Here is a 23,643-nt window from a genome sequence, read left to right as displayed (position 1 = left end):
GTCTTCACCTCATGAACTGTACAATGGGGTTATTTATCGTTGTGTGGCGACATCAACCAGCTTTTCGAGCTGCTGGCATTCTTCGGAAGAAGGCATGCTCAGTGGAGCCCTGACATTGCCCGCAGGCCTGCCGATGATGTTCGCCCCCGCCTTGATCAGGCTGACGGCATAGCCCGGCTTCCGATCCCTCAGCGCCACGAAAGGGATAAAGAAGTCTTGAGTGATTCGCTTGACCGTTTCGCTGTTGCCCTTGCGCAGTTCCTGGTAAAACGTCACCGCCATATCGGGCACAAAGTTGAAGACCGCCGATGAGTAGGTGTTGACACCGATGGAAAGGTAGGCTTCGGCAATGATCTCGGCTGTGGGGACCCCTCCCACGTAAACCAGTCGATCACCAACGGTTTTGATGATCCGGTTTAGGGCTTGCATGTCACCCCTGCCGTCCTTCAAGCCGATCAGGGTGGGACAGCTATCGGCCAGTTCTTGTACCGATTTGGCGTCGAGCACGCCATTGCCGCGGTTATAGTAGATGATGCCAAGATCGGTGGAATGGCAGATCTGACGAGCGTAATTCACCAAACCGTCCTGCGGGCACTCGGTCAAGTAAGGCGGCATCAGCAGGATGCCATCGGCCCCTGCCTCCTCGGCCGCTTTGGCGAAGGCCGTGGCAGTACCAACACTCAGCCCTGCACTGGCAATCACCGGCAATTTGCCTCCCACGGACTCCACCGCCACGCTGACGATCTCCCGATAGTCATCCAGGGTCAGGCTGAAGAACTCACCCGTCCCACCTGCCACGAACACGGCCGAGATATCGTGACTGACGAACCATTCGAGCCGACGACGGTAGCTGTCCTTGTCGAAGTTGCCCGAAGCATCGAAATCGGTAATGGGAAAGGAAAGGAGCCCATCGCTCAGGGCTTGCTTGACGTCTGCTCTGGAAAACTTCACCCGTTCCATCCTCTTGTGTTGAAGGTCACCCAACCATGGCATGGGCAGACCGGTAGATACGTGCGACAGGCAAGGACCAGTCTCTAATGTCATACATCATACAACTAACAAACCTAATGATAGGGTGGTATTCCTGCAAGTGACAATGCGCGCAATTTAGACCAAAGTTGAGTGCTTGCGCATAGGCGAATATTCTCGATTGCTCGCTGTGCTTGCCAAAAGGGCTATCGCCCCAGTTCGCCAGCAACACTTAACCTTATGATTTTATGAGGATGATTCAGGAATCATGGAAATTGATCCCTCCCCAAAGGAGAAACCGCGGGAATGAGCCTCCTCGATGTCTTTCTCGGTACTCTGGAAATCACGCTCCCGGTCTTCGCCATGGTCTTCATCGGCATCGCCCTGAAGCGCAGTGGATGGATCGACACCCATTTCGTCAATACCGCGTCGAATCTGGTGTTCAAGGGCACCATGCCGACACTGATCTTCTTGAGCCTGATCAAGGCCGATATCGATACGGCTTTCAATCCCGGGTTGATGGCATATTTCGCGCTGGCGACTCTGGCGACCTTTCTGTTGAGCTGGGCCTGGGCCCTCTGGCGGGTTCCCCCCGCTGACCGTGGCGTCTACGTGCAAGGGGCATTTCGCGGCAATTGCGGAATCGTCGGTCTGGCCCTGGCCGCCAGCATGTACGGGGAATACGGGCTGTCCGCCGGAGGGCTCCTGCTGGGGGTGGTGATTCTCAGCTATAACGCCCTGTCGGTGATCGTCCTGGCGGCCTATCGGCCTGATCGCAATGCCGACTGGCGAAGCATCACCAAGCACATCGCCCGCAACCCGTTGATCCTTGCCGTCGTCACGGCTTTGCCGTTAACGGTTCTGGAAATCGGTTTGCCAACCTGGCTGATGACCTCTGGCGAGTATTTCGCATCACTGACCCTGCCCCTGGCGCTGATCTGCATTGGCGCAACCCTGTCGATCGGTGCCTTGCGTGAGTCGCATGACACCGCAGTGGGCGCCAGTCTGATGAAGATGGTGACCCTGCCGCTACTGGCAACCGGCGGCGCCTGGCTGATCGGCTTTTCCGGACGCGAGTTGGGGCTGTTGTTCCTGTTCTTCGCCAGTCCCACGGCGGCAGCCAGCTTCGTGATGGTCAAAGCCATGGGCGGTAATGCCAAGCTGGCGGCCAACATCGTTGCCATCAGCACGCTATTGGCGAGCCTGACGGTCACCGCCGGCGTCTTTGGGCTAAGAGTGCTGGAGCTGATCTAGGCTTTGCCCGAATCGCTTGAACTGACGACGATCTCGAACTGCTCCAATCCGCCGCCTTCGGCGAAGGCCTCCTTGGGCATGGGATTGGCGTGGGCGCGCGTGAAGTCATCGCTGCCTACCCAGGTACGGAAGGCCTCCTGGCTCTCCCACTCGGTCTCGACCACATAGGGCGCCTGGTTGCCAAGCGGGCGCAGCACGCGCATGGCCTTGAACCCGGGCTGCTTGTCGATTTCGCCGGCACGCGCCTTGAAGCGTGCCTCGAACTGCTCTTCGTAGCCGGGTTGTACGTAGACACGATTATTGACGATAAAGCTCATCATGACTCCTGATCAAGAAATGCTGGCAGGGGTATGAAAATCGCTCAGCCGCGCGCAACCGGCCGCCCAGACATCGGCTTCCAGAGAGGCGATCGCCGCCGTGGGAAAACCGTGACGCGCGCGCATGTCCCCCTCGACCAAGCGCCCCGTGAGCTCTCCCACCAAGGGCATGTGACTGACCAGCAGCCAGGGAGCTCCCATGGCGTGCTGCTGCAGCCAGTCGATGATCGGCTCGATCGGCGCATCCGGGGTGATCAGCGGCAAGGTTTCCACTTCGATGCCCAAACGCTCGGCCACGATCGAGGCCGTCTGTCGTGCCCGGCGATAGGGGCTGGCGGCGAGACGCAAGGGCGGACGACCGCTGGTGAACCGCTCGGAAGCGTAGAGCCAGGTCGCCATCCTGGCGGCTTCTTGTTTACCATGCGGCGTCAGTTGGCGCTCGGGGTCGGGTTGCCCCGGCCCGGCTTCGCCATGACGCATGATCCACAACCTCTCAGCCATCGCCTCTCTCCTCGAGTCGACGCGCTTGCTTGACGTCCTCACGCGAGAGAATGAATTCCACGTCGCTGCTCTGCTCGCCCTGCATCAGCATTCGAGCCATCTGGCGCACCGGCACGTCATTGAACAACACTTGATAGAGCCCCTCGGCCAGCGGCATGTAGACACCGTCTTCAAGTGCCTTGTCACGCACCAGGCGCACGGTGTCGACGCCCTCGGCGACCTGCCCCAGCGAGTCCACCGCTTCGTCCAGGGTCTTGCCCTCGCCGAGGGCATGGCCGACCCGGTAATTGCGCGACAGGTTGGACGAGCAAGTAACGATCAGGTCGCCGACGCCCGCCAGGCCCAGAAAGGTCATGGGGTTGGCTCCCTGATCCACGGCGAAGCGGCTCATCTCGGCCAGCGCCCGCGTCATCAGCATGCTGCGGGTGTTCTCGCCCATGCCCAGTGCCGCGGCCATGCCGGCGGCAATCGCGTAGATGTTCTTCAGCGCCCCGCCAAGCTCGACGCCGTAACGGTCGTTGCTGGCGTAGACACGGAAATAATCGCAACCCAGCGCCGTCTGCACCCTGGCCCGGGTCAGCGGATCATCGCTGGCGATGACCGTGGCGGTGAGCTGCTTGTCGGCGATCTCCGAGGCCAGGTTAGGACCGGAGAGCACGCCGATATGCGCAAAGCCGGTTTCCTCCTCGAGGATCTGGCTCATCAGCTTGAAGCCATCCTCATGGATGCCCTTGGTGGTACTCACCAGGATCTGGTCGGCCTCCAGCCAGGGACGCGCCTGGCGCACCACGGTCTGGAAGGCCTTGGAGGGAATCGCGATCAATACCAGCTCGGCATCCTCGAGCACCGCGCGCATCTTGTCGGACGCCACCACCGCCGGGTTGATGGGGTAACCGGGAAGATACCGCGAATTGCGATGGCTCTGGTTGATCTCGGCCACCAGCGCCGCATCGCGTAGCCACTGGCGAACCTCGGCACCGTTATCGGCGGCGATGCTGGCCAGGGCGGTGCCGAAGCTGCCACCACCCAACACCGCCACTCTCAGGCGATCCTCAGACATGCTCGATCCCTAGCTGCAGTATGGTGACGGCCATTGTAACGAAAAACGCCCCGTATCGGGGCGTTGGCATGACTTGATCGCGCCTTCGGGCCGGCGCGAGGCATCGTTCACTCGATCATCGGTACCAAGGAGTCGATGCTCGACCGGGCGTCGCCGTAGAGCATCCGGGTGTTCTCCTTGAAGAACAGCGGGTTCTCGATGCCGGAATAGCCTGTCCCCTGGCCACGCTTGCAGACGAAGACCTGCTTGGCCTCCCACACCTTCAGCACCGGCATGCCGGCGATGGGGCTGTTGGGGTCCTCCTGGGCGGCCGGATTGACGATGTCGTTGGAGCCGATGACGATTGCCACATCGGTGCTGGAGAAGTCGCCGTTGATCTCGTCCATCTCCAGTACGATGTCATAGGGCACCCGGGCCTCGGCCAGCAGCACGTTCATGTGTCCCGGCAGGCGACCGGCCACCGGGTGGATGCCGAAGCGCACCTGCTTGCCGGCGCTGCGCAGCTTGCGGGTCAGCTCGCTGACCGCGTTCTGGGCCTGGGCCACTGCCATGCCGTAGCCTGGCACGATGATCACACTGTCGGCATCGTTCAAGGCACTGGCCACGCCGGCGGTGTCGATGGCCAGTTGCTCGCCCTCGATCTCCGCGGCCGGCCCCGTGCTGCCGCCGAAGCCCCCCAGGATCACGTTGATGAAGTTGCGGTTCATCGCCTTGCACATGATATAGGAGAGAATGGCACCGGAGGAGCCCACCAGGGCGCCGGTGACGATCAGCAGATCGTTGGACAGGGTGAAGCCAATGGCCGCCGCCGCCCAGCCGGAGTAGCTGTTGAGCATCGACACCACCACCGGCATGTCGGCGCCGCCGATGCCCATGATCAGGTGGTAGCCGATGAAGAAGGCCAGCAGCGACATCAACAGCAGCGTCCAGAAGCCCGCGCCGCTGAGGTAGAGAATGGCCAACACCAGCGACAACACCGCCGCGCCGGCATTGAGCATATGCCCCCCCGGCAACTGACGGGGCTTGCCGTCCACCTTGCCGGCAAGCTTGCCGAAGGCGATCACCGAGCCAGTGAAGGTCACCGCCCCGATGAACACGCCCAGCACCACCTCGACCTGGAGGAACATCAGCTCCGCCGGGTTCTTGGTGGCCACCAGGGCAGCGAAGGCGGAGAAGCCCTCGGTCGAAGACTCCGCGAGCTGGGCGGCCAGCACACGGCGCCGCTCCAGGTCGGCGTTCCAGCCCACGAACACCGCCGCCAGACCCACGAAGCTGTGCAGCGCCGCCACCAGCTGGGGCATCTCGGTCATGTCGACCTTCTTGGCGACATAGGCACCGATCACCGCGCCGACAGCCATCATTGGTACCATCCACCAGTAGCCACCGATGCCTGGCCCCAGTGCCGTGAAGGCCACTGCCACGGCCATGCCGACGATGCCGTACCACACTGCCCGCTTGGCCTTCTCCTGGTTGCTCAGCCCCCCCAGCGAGAGGATGAACAGCACACTTGCCGCAATCGATGCGGCAGATACGAATCCTTGACCCAACATATCGTGTCTCCGCCGCTCAGGATTTCTGGAACATGGCGAGCATCCGGCGTGTCACCTGGAAGCCCCCCACGATATTGATGCTGGCAATCAGCACCGAGATCGCTGACAGCAGCCCAACCAGGAGGCTGCCGGAACCGATCTGCAGAATCGCCCCGAGAATGATGATGCTGGAGATGGCGTTGGTCACCGCCATCAGCGGGGTGTGCAATGAGTGGCTCACCCCCCAGATCACCTGGAAGCCCACGAAGCAGGCCAGGGCGAAGACGATGAAGTGCTGCATGAAGGACACCGGTGCCACCTGGCCGAGCAGCAGCATCAAGGCTCCCCCCACCCCCAGCAGCGTGACCTGGCGCTTGGTCTGGGCCAGGAAGGCGGCATGCTCGGCGGCTCGCTTCTCCTCTGGAGTCGGCTCCGGCTCCTTCGGCTTGGGTTTGGCGGCGGCGATGGCCTTCACCTTGGGCGGCGGCGGCGGGAAGGTGATCTCGCCCTCATGGGTCACCGTGGAGCCACGGATGACATCGTCCTCCATGTCGTGGACGATCTTGCCATCCTTCTCCGGCGTGAGATCGGTCAGCATGTGGCGGACGTTGGTGGCGTAGAGCAGCGAGGCCTGGGTCGCCATACGCGAGGGAAAATCGGTGTAGCCGATGACGACTACACCGTTGTCGGTGACGACCCGCTCATCCGGCACGGTGAGGTCGCAATTGCCGCCCTTCTCGGCGGCCAGGTCGACGATCACCGACCCCGGTTTCATGGCCTTGACCATGTCCTCGAGCCACAGCTTGGGGGCGGGGCGGCCCGGAATCAGGGCGGTGGTGATGACGATGTCGATATCCGGCGCCTGCTCGCGGAAACACTCGAGCTGCTTCTCACGGAACTCCGGGCTCGAGGGCGCGGCATAGCCGCCGCTCTCCGAACCGTCCTGGCTCTCGTCGAATTCGAGGAACAGGAACTCGGCACCCATCGACTCGATCTGTTCGGCCACCTCGGGGCGCACATCGAAGGCGCGCACGATGGCCCCCAGGCTGGTGGCGGTACCGATGGCGGAAAGCCCCGCCACCCCGGCGCCGATCACCAGTACCTTGGCCGGCGGCACCTTGCCCGCGGCGGTGACCTGGCCGGTGAAGAAGCGGCCGAAATTGTTGCCCGCCTCGATCACCGCGCGATAGCCGGCGATGTTGGCCATCGACGACAGGGCATCCATCTTCTGGGCGCGTGAGATTCGCGGCACCATGTCCATGGCGATGACGGTGGCGCCCTTGGCGCGGCACTGCTCGAGCAGCGCCTCGCTCTGGGCCGGCCAGAAGAAGGAGATCAGTGTCTGGCCCTGACGCAGGTACCCGGCCTCCTCTTCGGAGGGCTCGCGTACCTTGATGACAACATCAGCCGCCTCCCAGAGCGCCTGGGCGCCATCGACGACGGTGACCCCGGCCTCCCGGTAGGCGTCATCGGAGAAGCCCGCAGCCTCGCCGGCCCCGGCTTCCACCAGACATTCGTGTCCCAGCTTCTTGATATGTTGCGCGCTTTCCGGGGTCAGCGCGACACGCGCCTCACCCCGAGCCGTCTCCTTGGGTGCTCCGATCTTCACAGCCAGCCCCCCGTTTGGCGACGGCCGTCGCGGCACATGACCGCGACGCCACTCGTCGACATCGACATGTTCAGCATCTCCTATCGCTCCTCGTTTCCCGCAAATTTTGGGTAAAAAGGCATCCGCTGGCGCTGTGAATCACGCCACTCTTGATCGTCTAGATAACGAACGACAGTTTTTTGATAAAACGCCGAAAACGCAAGTCTCGACGCAAAAAAAACCATCATAGACAGATACTTATGCTTTCCATAACATGATCCTTATGGCTAAAGCACAAGATAAGTTATTGATTTGTATTCAATAAGTGGAAAAATCCCAACCTGCGATTTTCGTTATGACACCTATAAACAAAACGTTATTTTGGCTTTCTACGCCCTGTGCCTTTTTCTGCGACTCATCCTTCACCGACGCCGCTCGGATGTCGAAACGAAGGTGACGACGAAGGTGCCCGGCGCAAAATGTGCCGACGGCGGCTCAGAAATGCTGCACCACGGAATGCGTGCTGGTGACCTCGGCGAAGGTACCATCGAGCACCGCCAGACTTAGCGCGTGTACCTGCTCGGCATCCCATAAGCGCCCATTCCGATCACGCACGGCGAAGGTCGCGCACGCATCGGCGGCCACGGTCACCCTGAAATCCAGGCAACCAGCATGACGCACTGTGGTGCTGACCGCGTGAGCGGTGGCGACGCCCGCCACTACCAGCCGCGACACACCGTGGCGACGCAGCCAGGCTTCGAGGTCGGTCCCCACGAAGGCGCTACTGACATGCTTGGTGACGATTCGCTCGCCCTGTCGGGGCGTGACACAGGCCTTGAACTCGGCACCCGACTGTCCGGAACGATAGGGAGATCCGGGGGTATGTGAGAAATGGCGCACATGCACGATATGGCCATTGCCGCCACGCCAACAACCCAAAAGGTCCTCGAGATTCTCCTCCATCCGTGCGTTGTTGCGTTCTCCCCAGTAGCCGATGTCGTCGATGGCCCGCTGCACATCGATGATCATCAGCGCCGCCCCTTCGTCTCGTGCATCGCAGAGACGCAGCCGTGCATTACCCGTGTGACTCGCCATGGAGTCCTCCTGCTGCAATATCCTTGCAGCATAGGTGTTGGGAGAAAAGCTTGCCTTCCGCCCCTTTCACGAGGAACAGGACGAGCACACCGGTGGCGCTGGGCGTATGACGGCCATGGGGTGGACACGGAGCGCACCATCGCGAGAGGAAGAGGCAGCCTCGGTCAGGCGGTATCGTCGGAACTGTGGCGACGTATCAGGTCACTGTTGGTACGCAGCAATGACAACAGCGCATCCCGATAATCGGCGCGCACGGCATAGCCGTCCAAGGTAGCGATCAGCGCTTCGGCCGTCACCGCTCCCTGCCTGACCAGTTCGGCACGTCGCGTGCGCAAGCGCTCGTAGGCGCGGTGGGTGTTGAGGTTGTGGAGATAGGCCCGCACCGCGCCCTGGACGCTGTCGAAGGCCTGGTAACGACGTCCGCTCCCCTGCTGGCCCAAGCCACAGCCACTGGTGAAGCAGCGTATGCCGAACAGGTTGTTGCCCTGACGGGCAAAGCGTGAAGTCCCCCAACCGGACTCCTCCACGGCCTGGATCACCACCATCTCCAGCGGCAGGGTCGCCACACGCGTCAGCAATCGGCTGTCCACGTCCGGGCCGCGACACGCCACTCGGTAGTCGTCGCAGAGTTCGGCGAGACGCTGTCGCTCCCCTTCGTCGAGCGGTGTCTCCCGTTCCTGCAGCGTCAGCAGCCAATCCCGCTTGGCACTGATGCGGGCGTTCTCCGCCTCGACGATCGGCACCAACAGCGCCAGGAAGGCCGCCTTGCGCTTGGGACCCGCCGGCTTCTCACGCAAGTCGGGCAGTTCGCTGATCGGGTCGAGATCGCTATTGTCCAGGGCATCGAAGGCCGGTAACGACCGCGAATCCTTCACCGCCTCGGCCAGCAACGGCGAAGCGGCGGCTCCGAGCCCGAGGCCGACGGCCACCAGAGCACCAAGCACGACTCGCCAGCGTAAAGAGAAACGCAATGACAGGTAGGGGCTCATGCGTCATGGCTCCGTGAAGATGATAGCCAAGACTAGCAGCATCCGTGCCAATCGCTAAGCTTTTTCTCCCCCGTGAAAAAATAAACCCTGCCGGCGACAAAGGCCGGCAGGGTTAGCGCTCGCTCATGGCGAGCGACATGACACCGCCTGGTTCAGGCGGTCAGCATCGCATTCAGACGCTTGACGTAGGCCGCCGGATCGTCGAGATGGCCACCTTCGGCGATGATCGCCTGATCGAGCAGAATCCGCGACAGATCCGAGAAGGTTTCGTCCTCGGCGCTCTCGAGTCGCGCCACCAGCGCATGCTCGGGATTGAGTTCGAGGATCGGCTTGACCTCCGGCAGTTTCTGGCCCGCGGCTTCCATGATGCGACGCATCTGGAAGCCCATCTCGTTCTCGGGCAATACCACACAGGCCGGCGAATCGGTCAGGCGATGGGTGATCTTGACCTCCTGGACGTCCGCACCGAGTACGTCCTTGACGCGCTTGACCAGGTCTTCCTTGGCCTTGGCGGTCTCTTCCTGCGCCTTCTTCTCTTCTTCGCCCTCGATATCGCCGAGATCCAATTCGCCCTTGGCCACATCGACGAACGACTTGCCGTCGAACTCGGTGAGATGACTCATCAGCCATTCGTCGATGCGATCGGACAGCAGCAGCACCTCGATCCCCTTCTTGCGGAAGATCTCCAGGTGCGGGCTGTGCTTGGCCGCATTGAAGCTGTCGGCGACGATGTAGTAGATCTTCTGCTGCCCTTCCTTCATGCGCGATACGTAATCCGCCAGCGACTGATCCTGGGTGGCACTTTCAGTGTGGGTGGTGGCGAAGCGCAGCAGTTCCGCAATCTTGTCACGGTTGGCGTAGTCTTCCGCGGGGCCTTCCTTGAGCACGCTGCCGAAGGTGTTCCAGAAGCTCTGGTACTGCTCCTTGTCCTTGGCCAGCTTCTTGAGCATGTCCAGTCCCCGCTTGGTCAGTGCCGCCTTCATCTTGTCGACCTGCGGATCCTGCTGCAGCAGTTCGCGGGAGACGTTCAGCGACAGGTCCTTGGTATCCACCACGCCCTTGATGAAGCGCAGATACAGCGGCAGGAACTGCTCGGCGTCGTCCATGATGAACACGCGCTGCACGTAGAGTTTGAGGCCGCGCGCACCGTCGCGCTCGTAGAGATCGAAGGGCGCCCGACTCGGCACGTACAGCAGGCTGGTGTATTCGAGCTTGCCTTCGACCTTGTTGTGGCTCCAGGTCAGGGGATCGGTGAAGTCATGAGCCACGTGCTTGTAGAAGGCCTTGTATTCGTCGTCCGAAATCTCCGCCTTGGGCCGTACCCAGAGTGCCGTGGCCTCGTTGACGGTTTCCCAGCTCGTTTTTTCGGTGCCGGGGATTTCCTTGCCGTCATCGTCCCGCTCGACATCGACACGAGGCATGCGCACCGGCACATCGATATGGTCGGAATACTTGCGCACCAGGCTCTTCAGGCGAAAGTCGTCGGCGAACTCCTTGGCGTCCTTCTTCAGGTGCAGCACGATCTCGGTGCCACGGGCATCGCGCGGGATATCGGCAATGGTGAACTCGCCCTCCCCCTTCGAGCGCCACTCGACGCCGGCGTCGTGAGCCAGATCGGCGCGCCGGGTACGCACGGTCACTTCGTCAGCGACGATGAAGCTGGAATAGAATCCCACCCCGAACTGGCCGATCAGCTTGGCATCCTTCTGCTGCTCGCCGGAGAGCTGCTTGAGGAATTCGGCGGTACCGCTCCTGGCGATAGTACCCAGGTTCTGGATCACCTCGTCGCGGCTCATGCCGATACCGTTGTCGCGCACCGTCACGGTGCCGGCCTTGGCATCATGTTCGATCTCGATGCGCAGCTCGCTGTCACCCTCGTAGAGCGCGTCGTTGTCCAGCGCCTGATAACGCAGCTTGTCGCAGGCGTCGGCACCGTTGGAAATCAGCTCGCGCAGGAAGATCTCCCGGTTGGAATACAGGGAGTGGACCATCAGGTGAAGCAACTGCTTGACTTCGGTCTGAAAACCCAGGGTTTCTTCGTGGGTGGCAGTGGTCATGGATCAAGGCCCTCATCGATCACATTGGGTACATGGGATTTGTCGACGGCCGCTCTCGCACAGCGCGTCGGTATTCGATAGCGTGATCGAAATATGGGGTTGGGCGAACGCTTTTCAAGCGTGGGCAATCGACTCGATAGCCATGTCTGGGGGGTCGCTGAGCAAGAGGTGCAGGCGCGCCGTGGCGATGGGGCTTGTCTCGTCTTCCTGCCAGGCACTGACCTGCACATTGGCCATGCGCCGCCCCTCACGCAGCAATAGGCAACGCGCCAGGGTCGGCGCCAGATGCGCGGTGCGTAAATAATCGATGGAGAAGTCGATGATCTTCGGCAGCCTCGCGACACGGGCCGCCAACATCAGATCGAGAGTCGCGGCGGTTTCCATGAAGGCCGCCACCACCCCGCCATGCAGGGCCGGCAGCATGACGTTACCGACATTGCCTTGCCGGGGGGCCAGCCGAAAGACCAGGCCCCGCTCATCGACCTCGGCACTGACGCCGATGCGCCGCGCATAGGGCACCAGCGACAGCATGGCCTCGACGTCGCCACGGGCGCGGGTGTTCACCAGCCACTGCTGGGAAGTGAATGATTCCTGCATATCATGCCTCCTGGTCGGCATTGTCCAGCTTTCCTTCCCCGAACAGGGCGGCGGCAAAGCCGGGGGGCGTATTGCGTGGCCCGAGACGCACGAAATTGCCGATGCCGCGTGCGATGACACACCCCTCCCGCTGCCAAAGCGTGCCTTCGGTGAACACCATGGATTCGGTCACCCTCACGACCCGCGCCGCGCCCAGCAGATCGTATCCCGCTACCCCCGGGCGGTAGTGATCGACGCGCAGGTCGAGCGTCGGACACACTTCCGGCGTCGGCAGGCCACACAGCACCGCGGAGCCACACAGGGTGTCCAGCATCATGGTCAGCACTCCGCCATGCACCAGGCCGCGCGGCTCGTCGCCGAGCAGATCACGGTGCCAAGGCAAGCGCATGGTGACGCTCGGCGGCGCGACGTCCCGCACTTCGAGCCCCAACTCTCGGGTATGCGGGATCGCCTGCACAAACCGTGTCAAGGCGGCCCGCCACTCCGCGGCGGAACGCTCGCCAGGCATCGTCGTGGTGGTCATCTCGTAATCGGACCTCGTCGGCAGCGAAGATTGAAACGTTTGTTTAACTCTACGTTTCTCCTTCACGGCTGGCAATCGCCCTCCTTCCAGTCACGATAGGCGGCCAAGCGGCGATCCACCCGGGTCAGCAGCCAACCGACGATCACCACATCGTCCAGCCAGCCCGTCAACAGGATGACGTCGGGGATCAGGTCGAAAGGCATCACCAGATAGGCCAGCGCCAGCCCCATCCAGGCAAACGCCGACCAGGGTACCGGCCGGTAGCGGCGCATCACCACGTCACGCGTCATGGGCACGAACAACCGCAATGCGCGGCCGATTCGTTGCACAGCCCAGCCGCGCCGGCGGAGACGTCCGAGCAGGGTGCCGGATAGCCACTTTGCCATTACTGCCTCCAGGGTGCGGTGTCAGCCACCAGTGTAACGCGATCCACGCGGCAACAAGCCACTGTCGGGATCCAGCGACACTACTCAAGAGTCTCGTCATCGGCGAGGATGGCGGATTCGCGACTCGAAAGCACAGGGAGGCATGTCGTCATGCGCCAACAGACTATCGCCGGACGTGCCGGTGCCCTGCTCACGGCCCTGACATTGAACCTGTCAGTGACTACCGCACAGGCCGAGGACGGCGTCATGCGCGAGGCCTTGGACGCCGCTCGGGAGCACCGCTGGAGCGAGATCGACGAGGCCGCCATAGAAGGTCACGTCCTGGCCGGTTACGTGGATTATCATCGCTTGCGCGGGCGCTTGCCTCATGCCGAACCCAGCGAAGTGCTGGCCTACATCGAACGCTATGCCGATTCGCCCCTGAGCGAGTGGATGCGAGGCCAGGCCATCGCCCGCTACGGCAGTGCCGGCCGTTATGACAGCCTACTGGCGGTCAGCGACGGCGAGCCCAGCGGTACCGCGCGCCAATGCCATTACTATACGGCACTGTTGGGCCCCGACCCGGTCGCGGCCGCCGAGGGCGGTCGCCAGCTATGGCGTGTCGGTCACTCCCAGCCCTCGGCCTGTGACGCCCTGTTCGATGTCCTTCGTGACCGCGGCGAGATCAGCGACCTGGATATCTGGGAGCGCAAGATGCTGGCCTGGCAGGCCGGCGAATCGGGGTTGATGAGCTACCTGGGACGCCAGCTCGGCAGCGAGTGGCAGAACGCGCGCGATATCGTGGAACGGCTGCGGCGCGATTTTTCCGCCGTGACCCGGGTACCGGCACGCATCGGCCCGGATGGCCAAGGCACCAGCACCTTGTTCGCCGCGGCCATGCATGGCTTCACGCGGGCCGACACCGAGGCGGCCCTGGAAGCCTGGCGCAAGATCGCCCCTCACCTGGAACTCGAGGCCGAACACCGCCATGCCATCGAGCACGATCTGGCTTTCTACTCCATGGTTCGCGAAGTGCGCAACAACCGTCGCTGGGTCGACGAGGCTCTGCCACGCCTGGCCGATGCCGACCTGCTGGAGTTGCGGGTTCGCCGAGCGCTCGCCGAGCGTGACTGGCAAGGCGTGATCGACTGGGTCCACCGCATGCCCGACGACCCGCGCCAGGAAGCACGCTGGCAATACTGGCTGGGACGTGCGCTGGAGCAGCTCGGCGATCCTCAGACCGCCGCCAAGGCATATGCGGTGGCCGCCGGCGAGCGCAGCTTTTTCGGTTTCGCTGCCGCGGACCGCCTCGGTCGTCCCTACGACTTGAACCTGGAACGCGCCGGTTTCAATGACGAATATCGTCGACAAGTCGATGAGTGGCCGGTGGTTCAACGTACCGAGGCATTGATGCGCATCGGCGAACCAGGACTCGCCAGCAGCGAATGGTATTACGCCGTGGCTCAGGCCAGCGCCGGCGAAGCGCGGGCCCTTGCCGACTACGCCGAGCGCCAGGGTTGGTATGCCAAGCTGATACAGACGACCATCACCGGCGCCATGTGGAATGCCCTGGACTGGCGTTTTCCCGCCGCCTTCCGCGACAGCTTCCTGAAGTGGGGAGGCGTCACCGGTGTCGATCCCTACCTGCTGATGGGCATCGCCCGACGCGAGAGCGCCTACAATCCCAAGGCCCTCTCGCCGGCGGGTGCCCGCGGCCTGATGCAACTGATGCCAGGTACCGCCACGCTGGTCAGCCGCCAACTGGGGATTGCCGATCCCGGTCCCTATGGGATCCTCGACCCGGAGGTCAACATCCGTCTGGGCAGCACTTACATCCGCGACATGCTCGAGCGCTATCGCGGCAACCGCCTGGCCGCCACCGCTGCCTATAATGCCGGTCCCGGCCGCGTCGATCGCTGGCTGCGCGACGCTCCCCAGGAATTCGACCTGTTCGTCGAGAGCATTCCCTACCGCGAGACCCGCGAGTATGTGCAGGCGGTAATGAGCTACCGGGTCATCTTCGAAAGCCTGGCCAATGGCGGCGATCCGCAAGGCGTAGTCATGTTGAGCGAAGCCGAGAAGAGTGTGCCTTACGACGCGTCGCTATTGGCGCGGAATTGAATGCCGAGCAGCGCCCTACCGTCAGGTCGGGCGCTGCTCCAGTGCCAGCTTGATACCGAAGCCAACCATCACGGTTCCCGTGAGCCCGTCCAGGCTGCGCGATACCCAGCGTCTGGCCAACCATTTGCCGGCACGGCCCACCATCAAGGCGATGGCGATCTGCCACAGATTGGCGATCACGAAATGGACTCCGGCCAGCCACAGCGACTTGGCCAATGCTGGATCGCCGGGCGCGATGAACTGGGGCAGGAATGCCATGTAGAACACCACGGTCTTGGGGTTGAGCACATTGGACAGGAACCCCTCGCGCAACGGCACCCACGACCCAACCCGCGTCCGTGGACCGCTCACCCCCGCCACCGGCAAGAGGGCTCCCCGGCGCGCGCTGATCAGGCTCTGCAGCCCTAGCCAGACCAGATAGACGGCCCCCGCCAGCTTGAGCAGGCCGAAGGCCCAGGCCGACTGCAGCAGAATGATCGAAATCCCCAGCGCCGATACCGTCGCATGCACGAACAAGCCACAACAGATTGCCAGGCTCGTCAGCATGCCATCGTGCACGCCCCCTCGGGTGGTGTTACGAATCACCAGCAAGGTATCCACCCCGGGGCTCATGGTCAGGAGCGTGATGGCGATCAAGAAGGGCCAGAACTGCGCGTCGAAGAACATCACGGCCCCCGCTTAGCCATTGAAGATGCCACGCCTGGCGTGCTTCAGCGAGATTTGATCGTTGAGCGTCCAGAAGTCATAAAGCACGCCGAGCAGGAACAGCCCGCCGGTCAGCAGGTAGAGAATGCCGGTCACCCACTTGCCCATATACAGGCGATGGATACCGAAGATCCCGAGAAAGGTCAGCAGGATCCAGGCCAGGGAGTAATTGATGGGGCCGGCATGAAAGCGCAGATCGGCTTGGCGGTCCATGGAGGGAATCAGAAACAGGTCGATCAGCCAGCCGACCCCCAGCAAGCCAAGCGTGAAGAACCAGAGGGTCCCCGTCACCGGCTTGCCATAATAGAAACGGTGGGCTCCCAGGAAGCCGAAGATCCATAACAGGTAGCCGATCAGCTTGCTATGCGTACTGCTGAGGGTCGTGTTCAGTGTCACCATAGGACTTCCTAGTGTGTGGTCATGGAGGCATTCACTGGCGGCCACCCCGGCACGACGCCGTACTGGCCCAGCAACGAATCGACATTCTGGACGTCTTTGATTTTTCCATCTAAAGTGATTTGGCGGGCATCGGATTGGGACGCGCCAGACCCTATCTTGACGCAACCCAGGCCCTGATGCATCATCCGTTGCGTTGGTTTGCAAGTAGAATGTCGTCTGTTGTTGATCGATTTCTTCGAGACTCCCTGTGCGCCCTTCTTCTTCGCCTTACCCACGCACTACGGGCAACATGGCATAGGCCTAGCCTATGCCGGCCCAGCACCATCATTTAGTTAGTTAAGGAAATCGACAATGGCAACTGGCACTGTCAAGTGGTTCAACGACACCAAGGGTTACGGCTTCATCTCTCCGGACGACGGCGGCGATGACCTGTTCGCCCACTTCTCCGAAATTCAGGCTGAAGGCTTCAAGACCCTGCAGGATGGCCAAAAGGTCACCTTTGAGGTCACTCAGGGCAAAAAAGGCCTTCAGGCCGCCAACATCAAGGTTGCCAACTAAACGTTGACATCCCTGAATACGCCAATTGCCTAAGCGTTTCGCATTAAGCAAGTGGTAATGAAAAGGTCCACTTCGGTGGACCTTTTTCGTACGCCTCTTCGCGAGGCGTTCCCCTCACATCAGTTGCTCTCCGACTCCGGATTGTTGTTACCCTCCGTCGACTCCGGATTGTTGAGCTCGTCGTTGGCGGTAGGATCCTGACGCTCGGCCCTCTCGAACTGCTCATCGATCTGACGCTGGGCCTCGTTGAAGCGTCGTTCGGTCTCTTTCATGACCTGCTCGATATCCTCGTCGGTGGTTTCCCCCGGCATGGCCGACTGTTCATCGAGGTTCTCGGGCGATTCGCGGAGGGTTTCCTCCTCTGCCTGCTCGTCCCCTTGCACTGTCATCCCGCCTTCTTGCGACGCTTCACCACCGGTGCCTGACGTCGAACCGGCCGGATCCGAGGCTTCGGACTCCTCGGTCATGGATTCGGCCTCATCTCCTCCCTCTTGCGGGGCCTCCTGAGTCCCGCCTGCAGAGGTTTGCGTCTGAGTCTCGTCAACAGGCGCTTCCGTCTGAGACTCGTCCGCAGGGGCTTCCATGGTTTCACTGGCACCGTTGGATCCCTCCTGCGGTGTCGTATCGTCATCCTCGCCATTGCCACACCCTGCCAGCCCCACAGCGAGTGCCAACGCCACGGCAAGCGGAATCCAAGGTTTATTCACCATCACACTCTCTCCAAATAAATCATGAGGTTACCCATAAATCTTGAGCCCTTATTCCACCAGAGCCTGGTCAGAGCCGCAAGTCATGATGTTATTCACCAATGTCTTCGTGCCACAGCTCGGGATGCTCGCGGACGAAACGCGCCATCAATTCCCGACAGGTCGGATCATCAAGCACTTCGAGGGTCACGCCGCAAGCATGAAGGTGGGCCTCATCGCCCATGAAGGTCCGGCTCTCGCCGATCACTACGCGCGGTATGCCATACAACAGGATAGCCCCGCTACACATCGGGCAAGGCGACAGGGTGGTATAAAGCACCGACTGACGGTATACCGCTGCCGGTTGACGACCCGCCTGCTCCAGGGCATCCATCTCAGCATGCAACACCACGCTGCCGCGTTGTTGGCGCTGATTGTGGCCTCGACCGATGATTCGCCCCTTATGCACCAATACCGAGCCGATCGGCACTCCCCCCTCTGTCATGCCTTTCTTGGCTTCGACAATGGCGGCCTGCATGAATTCATCCATGATATGACTCCTCGAGATCAGATTCAGGTAGCGAACAATTGTCCCGCAATATCGCGAAAGGCCTTGAACTCCAGCGCATTACCACTCGGGTCGAAGAAAAACATGGTGGCCTGCTCGCCGGGCTCCCCCTGGAAACGGATATAGGGCTCGATCTCGAAGCGCACGCCCGCTGCGGTCAATCGGTCGACCAGGGCTTCCCAATCGGCCATCTCCAGCACCACCCCAAAGTGGGGTACCGGAACGCCATGGCCATCCACGGAGTTGTGGTGGACCGCCGGAGCCCCATTACCCAGTGCCGGATTCAAGTGACAGACGAACTGATGACCGAACAGGTTGAAATCGACCCAGGTATCGCTGGAGCGGCCTTCCGGACAACCCAGCAACTCACCATAGAAGCCTCGAGCCTCTTCGAGATCTCTTACCTGTACCGCGAGATGGAATGGATTCGGCATGATGTTTCACCTCCTTGGTAGCCTCGTTCCTTGGTAATCCTATCGCAAGATCAGGATAAGGCATGAGTGAACAGTCGGCATGTCGCCGGTCCCAGCAGCTCCAGCCCGGCGTTCTCCAACGTTACCTCGAAAGACATGAAGTGCTGCAACTCTCCGTCGAGCGTGAAGGGCACTTCCATTTCGGTACTGAAACTCAGCCGCGACGTCCGGAAATAGTCCACGAACCTCCCGGTCGCGGGGAGTCGTGTGAGTTCGTCGAGCATCTGCTTCATCTCGCCGAGTGAGGAAAAATGGCGTACGACCAGCACATCCAGCAGCCCATCGTCGAGGCGCGCCTGGGGCGTCAGGCATTGCCCGCCACCGGCGTGGGTGCCGTTGCCGATGGCCAGCACGAAAAGGGGCAAGCGACACTCGCCCTCGGACCAGCGCAACTGCCCAGGGTAAGGCTGATAGCGCCAGGCCTTGAGGGCTCCCATCAATGAATATGCCCCTCCGCCCAACAAACGCTTGAGTGTCTTGGGGGTAGAGGATGTGACCTCGGCCCCGAAACCCGCGGACAGCATGTTGAGGTAATGCATGTCTCCCAGGCAAGGGACATCGACCGGCTGCGGAGACGCCGTGAACGCGACCTCGAGTGCCGGCTCGGGCTCCAGAGGCAAATCCAGCGAGGTGGCAAGGTCATTGGCACTCCCCAGAGGCAGGATGGCCAGCGGCGGACGCTGATCCTTGGGGAGTTGCATCAGGCCATTGACGATCTCGTTGACAGTACCGTCTCCGCCACCGGCAATCAGGCGAGAAACACCGTCACGTCCAGCCTGCTGGGCGAACCTTGCCGCATCGCCCTGCTCCCAGGTCACCTGGACTTCCAGCCTGTTTCCGAGCCGGCGCCGGGTAAAAACGGCTTCCCTGACCGCAGGCAATTGGGCCGATTTTCCATTGAGAATCAGTCTTGCCGACCCCGACATTTGCGCCATCTCGGCCATCCCTCACAAGGTAGCCGATATAGCTTCGCCTTTTGCCTGTCGATGCACAAGAGACCACCGTTACTCGGCCAGTGGCGAGAGACGGAACTCCAGCACCCCCTCTTCGTCGCGCAACCGCTCGGCCAATCGACAAAGATTCTGACGGTCCAGCGTCTGCAGTGTCATGTGGTACTCGTAAACGGTTCCACGCTGCACCAGACGATAACTCAGCGACTTGACCCGGAACCCCTGCTCCTTGATCAACTCGCGCACCTGCGCCTCGGTGCGTACGGCATCGATCGGAAAGGCCAGTACATGATCGGCGAAATGCTGGCTGGGCATGCGCGACTCGGCCCAGCGGAACAGGGAAAGCGTCACCAAGGTCATGGCGGTCACCAGGAGCGCCGGAAACAGGAAGCCGATGCCATAGAGGATCCCCAACGCCGCCGTCATCCAGATCGAGGCCGCGGTGGTCAGGCCACGGACCGTCAGCCCTTCCTTGAAGATGACCCCGGCGCCCAGAAAGCCGATCCCGGTCATGATGCCTTGCGCCATACGGGTGGGGTCGGTATTGATCGCCGAGGCCGGCATGGTGGAACTGAACCACTGCCCCTGGTGCGTGGTAACGACCATCAGCAAGGCCGAAGCCAGACACACCAACGCATGGGTACGAAAACCTGCCGGTCGCCCATGATAACTACGCTCCAGCCCGATCAGGCTGCCCGCCAACCAGGCGGCCCCCAGATAAGACACGATCAGCAGATGATCTGTCATAGACGACTCGGCCTCCCTGCGCCAAGTGATGATATGCATGCATTTTCAGCATAGCGTAACGCTGGCAAGGACTTACCTCCGCTGATACGGGTCGTTATCAACGCAGCGGCTATTGCCATGCATCCGGGCATGACATATCGGGTCGGGCGCCATGCCTGGTGCCCGACCGGCTTCGCATGGAATGCCACGGCCGCTTCCTGCGACCGTGGCCTCGCTAAGCCAGCGACGCTCCGCAGTGTGGACAGTGCGGCGTCTCATCGTCAACGCACGCTTGCCCCGGCGACTCTCCCCGTGCCGGCACCGCCAGGCGGTCCCGCGCTTGGCCCTTGGCATGGGAGCCCTCGGCATGGATCGGCATGATCACTCTGCCTTCCCGACGCAGGCCGATATCGCGCAGCAAGTGGGCATCGAGGTGGGACAAGGCCTGATAGTTGCGACGCTCACGGCACTTCCCTGCCAGGCCATCGAGAATACGCGCGAGCGATAGGGACAAGGTCATATCAAGGTCTCCATTGTGGAGGCCGGGGACCTTAGCGAGGACGAGAAATCGAGGAGGATATCGGGGCCGCGGTAAGATCCGCGGCCGGTGAGATCAGACTCGAGAGACGGCTCGCGGGCAAGCATGGGCTCGCACACCATGTTTCATGGTGCACAGCCAATTGCCTGGTACGAAACGGATCTGAGTCATCATCACGTGAGTCTTCGAATGTCATTGAATTGGCGTCGGCTAATTGAACCAACGCCTATTCATTAAAGGCATCATCGTCTTCTCGCGTCAAGCCCCACCACACACCGGCTGCCGACTGCCGGTGCATGTCCCTGAATGACCAGGCCGCCTCGCGGGCGGCCTGGGATTGGCACGTTGTCCGACGCCAGCGGTCATCAGGACGCCAGCGCTTTCTCCACGACCTCGTAGACGTTGGGCGACAGCTCTTCGGCGCGAATGCGTTCGAGCTCGCTCTTCATCAGCGCCTGACGCTCTTCGTCGAAGCGCTGCCAGCGGGTCAGGGGAGTGATGATACGCGCGGCGATCTCGGGGTTGAGCTCGTTGAGTTCGATGACCACATCGGCCAGCAGCTTGTAGCCCTCGCCGTCGGCACGATGGAAGTTGACGCGATTCTGACTGGCGAAGGTACCGATCAGGGCGCGAACCTTGTTGGGGTTCTTCAGCGAGAACGCGGGATGCTGCATCAGGAACTTGAGGCGCTCCAGCACGTCCGGCTGCGGGCGAGTGACCTGGATGCTGAACCACTGATCCATGACCAGCGGGTCGTGGGCCCACTTTTCGCCGAAGACCTTGAGGGCCGGATCGGCGAGGTCGTCGCGTGAACTATGCACGAGCAGGGTCAGGGCGGTCCGTACGTCGGTCATGTTGTGACCGGCCTCGAACTGCTGCTGGGTCAGGGCCACCGCCTCCTCGTCCTCGATGCTCATCAGATACGACAGCGCCACGTTCTTCAGACTGCGCTCGGCGATCTGGTCCGGCTCCGGCGCATAGGGAGCCTCCGCACGGTGGTCGTGATACACGGCCATGAACTCATCGCGCAGGGCCACGGCCAGCGACTGCTTGACGAACGTCCGGGCGGCATGGATGGCATCGACATCGACGACCGGCTGCTGCTCGGCGATATAGGCTTCCGACGGCAGGGTGAGCATTTCCGCCAGTACCGCCTTGTCGTCGCTCGCGGTGGTCAACAACGTGCGGAATGCCTCGACCACCCGCACATCCATGACCTTTTCCACCCCGTTACGATGGGCGGCGATCAGGTCGTCCAGTGCCAGGATGGCCAAACGCTGGCCGGCATCCCAGCGATTGAAGCCATCCGAGTCGTGCTGCAACAGGAAGGCCAGGTCCTCACGTGCGTAGGGGAAACGCAGCTTGACCGGCGCCGAAAAGCCGCGCAGCAACGAAGGCACCGGCGCCTCGGAGAGACCGGTGAACACGAAGTGCTGCTCCTCCTCGCACAGGTGGATCACCGCATCCTTGCCCAGTGCCTGGCCGTCCAGCGTCAACGCCAGGTCCTCACCGGACTTGGTGCCTACCAGACCCAGGCGAATGGGGATGTGCAGCGGCAGTTTCTCATGCTGGCCCGGGGTTGCCGGCGTACGCTGCCGCAGGGTCAGATGGTACTCACCCTTGGCATAATCGTAGTGGCCGTTGGCGTCGATTTCCGGCGTGCCGGCCTGCGAGTACCAGTGCATGAACCGGGAGAGGTCCAGGCCGGAGACCTCACGCATGCAGTCCACGAAATCCTCGATGGTCACCGCTTGGCCGTCGAAGCGCGCGAAGTACAGATCCGTGCCCTTGCGGAAGGTTTCCCAGCCCAGCAGGTTGCGCAGCATGCGCACCACTTCGGCACCCTTCTCGTAGATGGTCAGGGTGTAGAAGTTGCTGATCTCGATATATTGATCGGGGCGTACCGGATGGGCAGTGGGACCGGCATCCTCGGCGAACTGGGCCGTACGGAAGAAGGACACGTCCTCGATGCGCTTGACCGGCGCCGAGTTGGTATCGGCGGTAAAGCTCTGGTCGCGGAAGACGGTGAAGCCCTCCTTCAGCGAGAGCTGGAACCAGTCGCGGCAGGTCACCCGGTTGCCCGACCAGTTGTGGAAGTATTCGTGGGCGACGATGCCCTCGACACGCTGGAAGGCGGCATCGGTCGCGGTCAGCGGATGCGTCAGCACCGCCGCCGAATTGAAGATGTTGAGCCCCTTGTTCTCCATGGCCCCCATGTTGAAGTCGTTGACCGCCACGATCATGAACAGGTCCAGATCGTACTCGCGACCGTAGGTTTCCTCGTCCCACGTCATGGCACGTTTCAACGACGCCATGGCGTGGTCGGTCTTGTCGAGGTTCTCCTGCTCGACCCAGATCTGCAGCGTGACGTCGCGCCCGCTCATGGTGGTGAAACGGTCTTCGACCTTCCTCAGGTCGCCGGCCACCAGGGCGAACAGGTAACAAGGCTTGGGATGCGGGTCCTCCCAGGTGACGAAGTGCCGGTCGCCGGGCAGCTCGCCACGCTCCACCGGGTTGCCGTTGGAAAGCAGCACCGGCACGCTCGCCTTGTCGCCGATCACGGTGGTGGAGAAGGTCGCCATCACATCGGGGCGATCCGGATAGTAGGTGATGCGGCGGAAACCCTCGGCCTCGCACTGGGTGCAGAACATGCCGTTCGACAGGTAGAGGCCTTCGAGTGCCGTATTGGCGGCGGGATCGATCTCGACCTCGGTATCCAGCAGGAAGCGCTGAGGCACTGCATGCACGGTCAGGGTCTCGTCATCGACGGCGTATTCACCGGCTTCCAGCTCCTGGCCATCGATGGCAATGCGCAGCAGCGTGAGATGTTCGCCATTCAATACCAGAGGCGGAGCCTCTTGCTGACGTTCGGGATGACGCTCTAGATGCAGGCGGGCACTGACATGGGTTGCCGAAGGTGACAGGTCGAACTTGAGCTCGGTATGCGTGACCCGGTAGGCGGGGGGCTGATAATCGTGCAGATGAATCGGCTGCGGTGCTGACATCGAGGAACGCTCCTGTTCGGTAATCGCCGATCATTGTACGGCGCCCGGGGCGACTTTCTCAAAGCCAGCG

Annotated in this window: 24 protein-coding genes; 3 read left to right on the top strand and 21 right to left on the bottom strand. The window is 61.8% G+C overall.

The features are described 5' to 3' along the window. Nucleotides 1-33: 33 nt before the first annotated feature. Nucleotides 34-951, bottom strand: coding sequence for a 5-dehydro-4-deoxyglucarate dehydratase (gene kdgD / locus ACFOEV_RS05100; RefSeq protein ID WP_386772122.1), 918 nt, complete (start codon nucleotides 949-951; stop codon nucleotides 34-36). A 324-nt stretch (nucleotides 952-1,275) separates the two neighbouring features. Between kdgD and ACFOEV_RS05095 the strand changes: the two genes are divergently transcribed. Beyond that, a complete protein-coding gene (locus ACFOEV_RS05095) occupies nucleotides 1,276-2,223 on the top strand; it encodes an AEC family transporter (RefSeq protein ID WP_386772058.1) in 948 nt (315 codons plus the stop codon). Here the strand turns inward: ACFOEV_RS05095 and ACFOEV_RS05090 are convergent. From ACFOEV_RS05090 to ACFOEV_RS05040, 11 genes are all read right to left on the bottom strand, one after another. Continuing rightward, complete coding sequence (locus ACFOEV_RS05090) at nucleotides 2,220-2,540, bottom strand: antibiotic biosynthesis monooxygenase family protein (RefSeq protein WP_386772057.1); 321 nt, start codon at nucleotides 2,538-2,540, stop codon at nucleotides 2,220-2,222. The genes ACFOEV_RS05095 and ACFOEV_RS05090 overlap by 4 nt on opposite strands. Nucleotides 2,541-2,552: 12 nt before the next feature. Then, nucleotides 2,553-3,041 carry a phosphohistidine phosphatase SixA gene (sixA, locus tag ACFOEV_RS05085; RefSeq protein WP_386772056.1) on the bottom strand — a complete coding sequence of 163 codons (489 nt, stop codon included), beginning with the start codon at nucleotides 3,039-3,041 and terminating at the stop codon, nucleotides 2,553-2,555. Further along, nucleotides 3,034-4,101 carry an NAD(P)H-dependent glycerol-3-phosphate dehydrogenase gene (locus ACFOEV_RS05080; RefSeq protein ID WP_386772055.1) on the bottom strand — a complete coding sequence of 356 codons (1,068 nt, stop codon included), beginning with the start codon at nucleotides 4,099-4,101 and terminating at the stop codon, nucleotides 3,034-3,036. The genes sixA and ACFOEV_RS05080 overlap by 8 nt, the downstream gene beginning before the upstream one ends. Before the next feature lie 107 nt (nucleotides 4,102-4,208). After that, complete coding sequence (locus ACFOEV_RS05075) at nucleotides 4,209-5,651, bottom strand: NAD(P)(+) transhydrogenase (Re/Si-specific) subunit beta (protein ID WP_386772054.1); 1,443 nt, start codon at nucleotides 5,649-5,651, stop codon at nucleotides 4,209-4,211. Nucleotides 5,652-5,667: 16 nt separating this feature from the next. Then, on the bottom strand, nucleotides 5,668-7,239 hold the full coding sequence (locus ACFOEV_RS05070; RefSeq protein ID WP_386772053.1) for a Re/Si-specific NAD(P)(+) transhydrogenase subunit alpha: 1,572 nt from the start codon (nucleotides 7,237-7,239) through the stop codon (nucleotides 5,668-5,670). 474 nt (nucleotides 7,240-7,713) lie between these two features. Further along, nucleotides 7,714-8,313, bottom strand: coding sequence for a cysteine hydrolase family protein (locus ACFOEV_RS05065; protein WP_386772052.1), 600 nt, complete (start codon nucleotides 8,311-8,313; stop codon nucleotides 7,714-7,716). A gap of 164 nt (nucleotides 8,314-8,477) precedes the next feature. After that, nucleotides 8,478-9,302, bottom strand: coding sequence for a glucosaminidase domain-containing protein (locus tag ACFOEV_RS05060; RefSeq protein WP_386772051.1), 825 nt, complete (start codon nucleotides 9,300-9,302; stop codon nucleotides 8,478-8,480). 152 nt (nucleotides 9,303-9,454) lie between these two features. After that, complete coding sequence (gene htpG, locus ACFOEV_RS05055) at nucleotides 9,455-11,359, bottom strand: molecular chaperone HtpG (RefSeq protein ID WP_386772050.1); 1,905 nt, start codon at nucleotides 11,357-11,359, stop codon at nucleotides 9,455-9,457. Between the two features lie 114 nt (nucleotides 11,360-11,473). Then, complete coding sequence (locus tag ACFOEV_RS05050) at nucleotides 11,474-11,956, bottom strand: PaaI family thioesterase (RefSeq protein ID WP_386772049.1); 483 nt, start codon at nucleotides 11,954-11,956, stop codon at nucleotides 11,474-11,476. Between the two features lies 1 nt (nucleotide 11,957). After that, nucleotides 11,958-12,479, bottom strand: coding sequence for a PaaI family thioesterase (locus ACFOEV_RS05045; protein WP_386772048.1), 522 nt, complete (start codon nucleotides 12,477-12,479; stop codon nucleotides 11,958-11,960). A 62-nt stretch (nucleotides 12,480-12,541) separates the two neighbouring features. Continuing rightward, nucleotides 12,542-12,865 (bottom strand): YkvA family protein, encoded by a 324-nt coding sequence (locus tag ACFOEV_RS05040; RefSeq protein ID WP_386772047.1) that lies wholly within the window; start codon nucleotides 12,863-12,865, stop codon nucleotides 12,542-12,544. Nucleotides 12,866-13,015: 150 nt separating this feature from the next. Here ACFOEV_RS05040 and ACFOEV_RS05035 point away from each other — a divergent pair, with 150 nt between their 5' ends. Next, the gene (locus ACFOEV_RS05035) at nucleotides 13,016-14,965 is read left to right on the top strand and encodes a transglycosylase SLT domain-containing protein (protein ID WP_386772046.1); all 1,950 of its coding nucleotides are present in this window, start codon (nucleotides 13,016-13,018) and stop codon (nucleotides 14,963-14,965) included. Nucleotides 14,966-14,986: 21 nt separating this feature from the next. On the opposite strand, the gene ACFOEV_RS05030 is transcribed toward ACFOEV_RS05035, so the two are convergent. Beyond that, nucleotides 14,987-15,631 carry a LysE family translocator gene (locus ACFOEV_RS05030; protein WP_386772045.1) on the bottom strand — a complete coding sequence of 215 codons (645 nt, stop codon included), beginning with the start codon at nucleotides 15,629-15,631 and terminating at the stop codon, nucleotides 14,987-14,989. A gap of 12 nt (nucleotides 15,632-15,643) precedes the next feature. Further along, nucleotides 15,644-16,069, bottom strand: coding sequence for a TM2 domain-containing protein (locus ACFOEV_RS05025; RefSeq protein WP_386772044.1), 426 nt, complete (start codon nucleotides 16,067-16,069; stop codon nucleotides 15,644-15,646). A gap of 351 nt (nucleotides 16,070-16,420) precedes the next feature. Between ACFOEV_RS05025 and ACFOEV_RS05020 the strand changes: the two genes are divergently transcribed. Further along, nucleotides 16,421-16,627 (top strand): cold-shock protein, encoded by a 207-nt coding sequence (locus ACFOEV_RS05020; protein WP_076748693.1) that lies wholly within the window; start codon nucleotides 16,421-16,423, stop codon nucleotides 16,625-16,627. A gap of 119 nt (nucleotides 16,628-16,746) precedes the next feature. Here the strand turns inward: ACFOEV_RS05020 and ACFOEV_RS05015 are convergent, their stop codons facing one another. From ACFOEV_RS05015 to pepN, 7 genes are all read right to left on the bottom strand, one after another. Continuing rightward, nucleotides 16,747-17,337 carry a hypothetical protein gene (locus ACFOEV_RS05015; protein ID WP_386772043.1) on the bottom strand — a complete coding sequence of 197 codons (591 nt, stop codon included), beginning with the start codon at nucleotides 17,335-17,337 and terminating at the stop codon, nucleotides 16,747-16,749. 88 nt (nucleotides 17,338-17,425) lie between these two features. After that, nucleotides 17,426-17,863: a nucleoside deaminase gene (locus ACFOEV_RS05010; protein WP_386772042.1), complete on the bottom strand. Its 438-nt coding sequence runs from the start codon at nucleotides 17,861-17,863 to the stop codon at nucleotides 17,426-17,428. A 23-nt stretch (nucleotides 17,864-17,886) separates the two neighbouring features. Continuing rightward, nucleotides 17,887-18,315 carry a VOC family protein gene (locus tag ACFOEV_RS05005; protein WP_386772041.1) on the bottom strand — a complete coding sequence of 143 codons (429 nt, stop codon included), beginning with the start codon at nucleotides 18,313-18,315 and terminating at the stop codon, nucleotides 17,887-17,889. A 50-nt stretch (nucleotides 18,316-18,365) separates the two neighbouring features. After that, on the bottom strand, nucleotides 18,366-19,289 hold the full coding sequence (gene yegS / locus ACFOEV_RS05000; RefSeq protein ID WP_386772040.1) for a lipid kinase YegS: 924 nt from the start codon (nucleotides 19,287-19,289) through the stop codon (nucleotides 18,366-18,368). A gap of 69 nt (nucleotides 19,290-19,358) precedes the next feature. Further along, on the bottom strand, nucleotides 19,359-20,051 hold the full coding sequence (locus ACFOEV_RS04995; RefSeq protein WP_386772039.1) for an MgtC/SapB family protein: 693 nt from the start codon (nucleotides 20,049-20,051) through the stop codon (nucleotides 19,359-19,361). Between the two features lie 214 nt (nucleotides 20,052-20,265). Then, nucleotides 20,266-20,550 (bottom strand): DUF1127 domain-containing protein, encoded by a 285-nt coding sequence (locus ACFOEV_RS04990; RefSeq protein WP_386772038.1) that lies wholly within the window; start codon nucleotides 20,548-20,550, stop codon nucleotides 20,266-20,268. 383 nt (nucleotides 20,551-20,933) lie between these two features. Continuing rightward, nucleotides 20,934-23,573 (bottom strand): aminopeptidase N, encoded by a 2,640-nt coding sequence (gene pepN, locus ACFOEV_RS04985; RefSeq protein WP_386772037.1) that lies wholly within the window; start codon nucleotides 23,571-23,573, stop codon nucleotides 20,934-20,936. Between the last annotated feature and the right edge of the window lie 70 nt (nucleotides 23,574-23,643).

Source organism: Litchfieldella rifensis (genome assembly GCF_042646605.1).
GTDB lineage: Bacteria > Pseudomonadota > Gammaproteobacteria > Pseudomonadales > Halomonadaceae > Litchfieldella > Litchfieldella rifensis.
The sequence above is the reverse complement of the archived record's forward strand: the minus strand, read 5'-3'. Positions and strand labels throughout refer to the sequence as shown.

Excerpts from the sequence above, each read along its gene's own strand:
- ACFOEV_RS05020 (WP_076748693.1), top strand. The coding sequence starts at position 16,421 with ATGGCAACTGGCACTGTCAAGTGGTTCAACGACACCAAGGGTTACGGC.
- ACFOEV_RS05090 (WP_386772057.1), bottom strand. The coding sequence starts at position 2,540 with ATGAGCTTTATCGTCAATAATCGTGTCTACGTACAACCCGGCTACGAA.
- ACFOEV_RS05005 (WP_386772041.1), bottom strand. The coding sequence starts at position 18,315 with ATGCCGAATCCATTCCATCTCGCGGTACAGGTAAGAGATCTCGAAGAG.
- ACFOEV_RS05040 (WP_386772047.1), bottom strand. The coding sequence starts at position 12,865 with ATGGCAAAGTGGCTATCCGGCACCCTGCTCGGACGTCTCCGCCGGCGC.
- ACFOEV_RS04995 (WP_386772039.1), bottom strand. The coding sequence starts at position 20,051 with ATGACAGATCATCTGCTGATCGTGTCTTATCTGGGGGCCGCCTGGTTG.
- yegS (WP_386772040.1), bottom strand. The coding sequence starts at position 19,289 with ATGGCGCAAATGTCGGGGTCGGCAAGACTGATTCTCAATGGAAAATCG.
- sixA (WP_386772056.1), bottom strand. The coding sequence starts at position 3,041 with ATGGCTGAGAGGTTGTGGATCATGCGTCATGGCGAAGCCGGGCCGGGG.
- ACFOEV_RS05045 (WP_386772048.1), bottom strand. The coding sequence starts at position 12,479 with ATGACCACCACGACGATGCCTGGCGAGCGTTCCGCCGCGGAGTGGCGG.
- ACFOEV_RS05065 (WP_386772052.1), bottom strand. The coding sequence starts at position 8,313 with ATGGCGAGTCACACGGGTAATGCACGGCTGCGTCTCTGCGATGCACGA.
- ACFOEV_RS05080 (WP_386772055.1), bottom strand. The coding sequence starts at position 4,101 with ATGTCTGAGGATCGCCTGAGAGTGGCGGTGTTGGGTGGTGGCAGCTTC.
- ACFOEV_RS05075 (WP_386772054.1), bottom strand. The coding sequence starts at position 5,651 with ATGTTGGGTCAAGGATTCGTATCTGCCGCATCGATTGCGGCAAGTGTG.
- ACFOEV_RS05015 (WP_386772043.1), bottom strand. The coding sequence starts at position 17,337 with ATGGTGAATAAACCTTGGATTCCGCTTGCCGTGGCGTTGGCACTCGCT.
- ACFOEV_RS05060 (WP_386772051.1), bottom strand. The coding sequence starts at position 9,302 with ATGAGCCCCTACCTGTCATTGCGTTTCTCTTTACGCTGGCGAGTCGTG.
- ACFOEV_RS05030 (WP_386772045.1), bottom strand. The coding sequence starts at position 15,631 with ATGTTCTTCGACGCGCAGTTCTGGCCCTTCTTGATCGCCATCACGCTC.
- ACFOEV_RS04990 (WP_386772038.1), bottom strand. The coding sequence starts at position 20,550 with ATGACCTTGTCCCTATCGCTCGCGCGTATTCTCGATGGCCTGGCAGGG.
- htpG (WP_386772050.1), bottom strand. The coding sequence starts at position 11,359 with ATGACCACTGCCACCCACGAAGAAACCCTGGGTTTTCAGACCGAAGTC.
- ACFOEV_RS05035 (WP_386772046.1), top strand. The coding sequence starts at position 13,016 with ATGCGCCAACAGACTATCGCCGGACGTGCCGGTGCCCTGCTCACGGCC.
- ACFOEV_RS05010 (WP_386772042.1), bottom strand. The coding sequence starts at position 17,863 with ATGGATGAATTCATGCAGGCCGCCATTGTCGAAGCCAAGAAAGGCATG.
- ACFOEV_RS05050 (WP_386772049.1), bottom strand. The coding sequence starts at position 11,956 with ATGCAGGAATCATTCACTTCCCAGCAGTGGCTGGTGAACACCCGCGCC.
- ACFOEV_RS05095 (WP_386772058.1), top strand. The coding sequence starts at position 1,276 with ATGAGCCTCCTCGATGTCTTTCTCGGTACTCTGGAAATCACGCTCCCG.
- ACFOEV_RS05025 (WP_386772044.1), bottom strand. The coding sequence starts at position 16,069 with ATGGTGACACTGAACACGACCCTCAGCAGTACGCATAGCAAGCTGATC.
- pepN (WP_386772037.1), bottom strand. The coding sequence starts at position 23,573 with ATGTCAGCACCGCAGCCGATTCATCTGCACGATTATCAGCCCCCCGCC.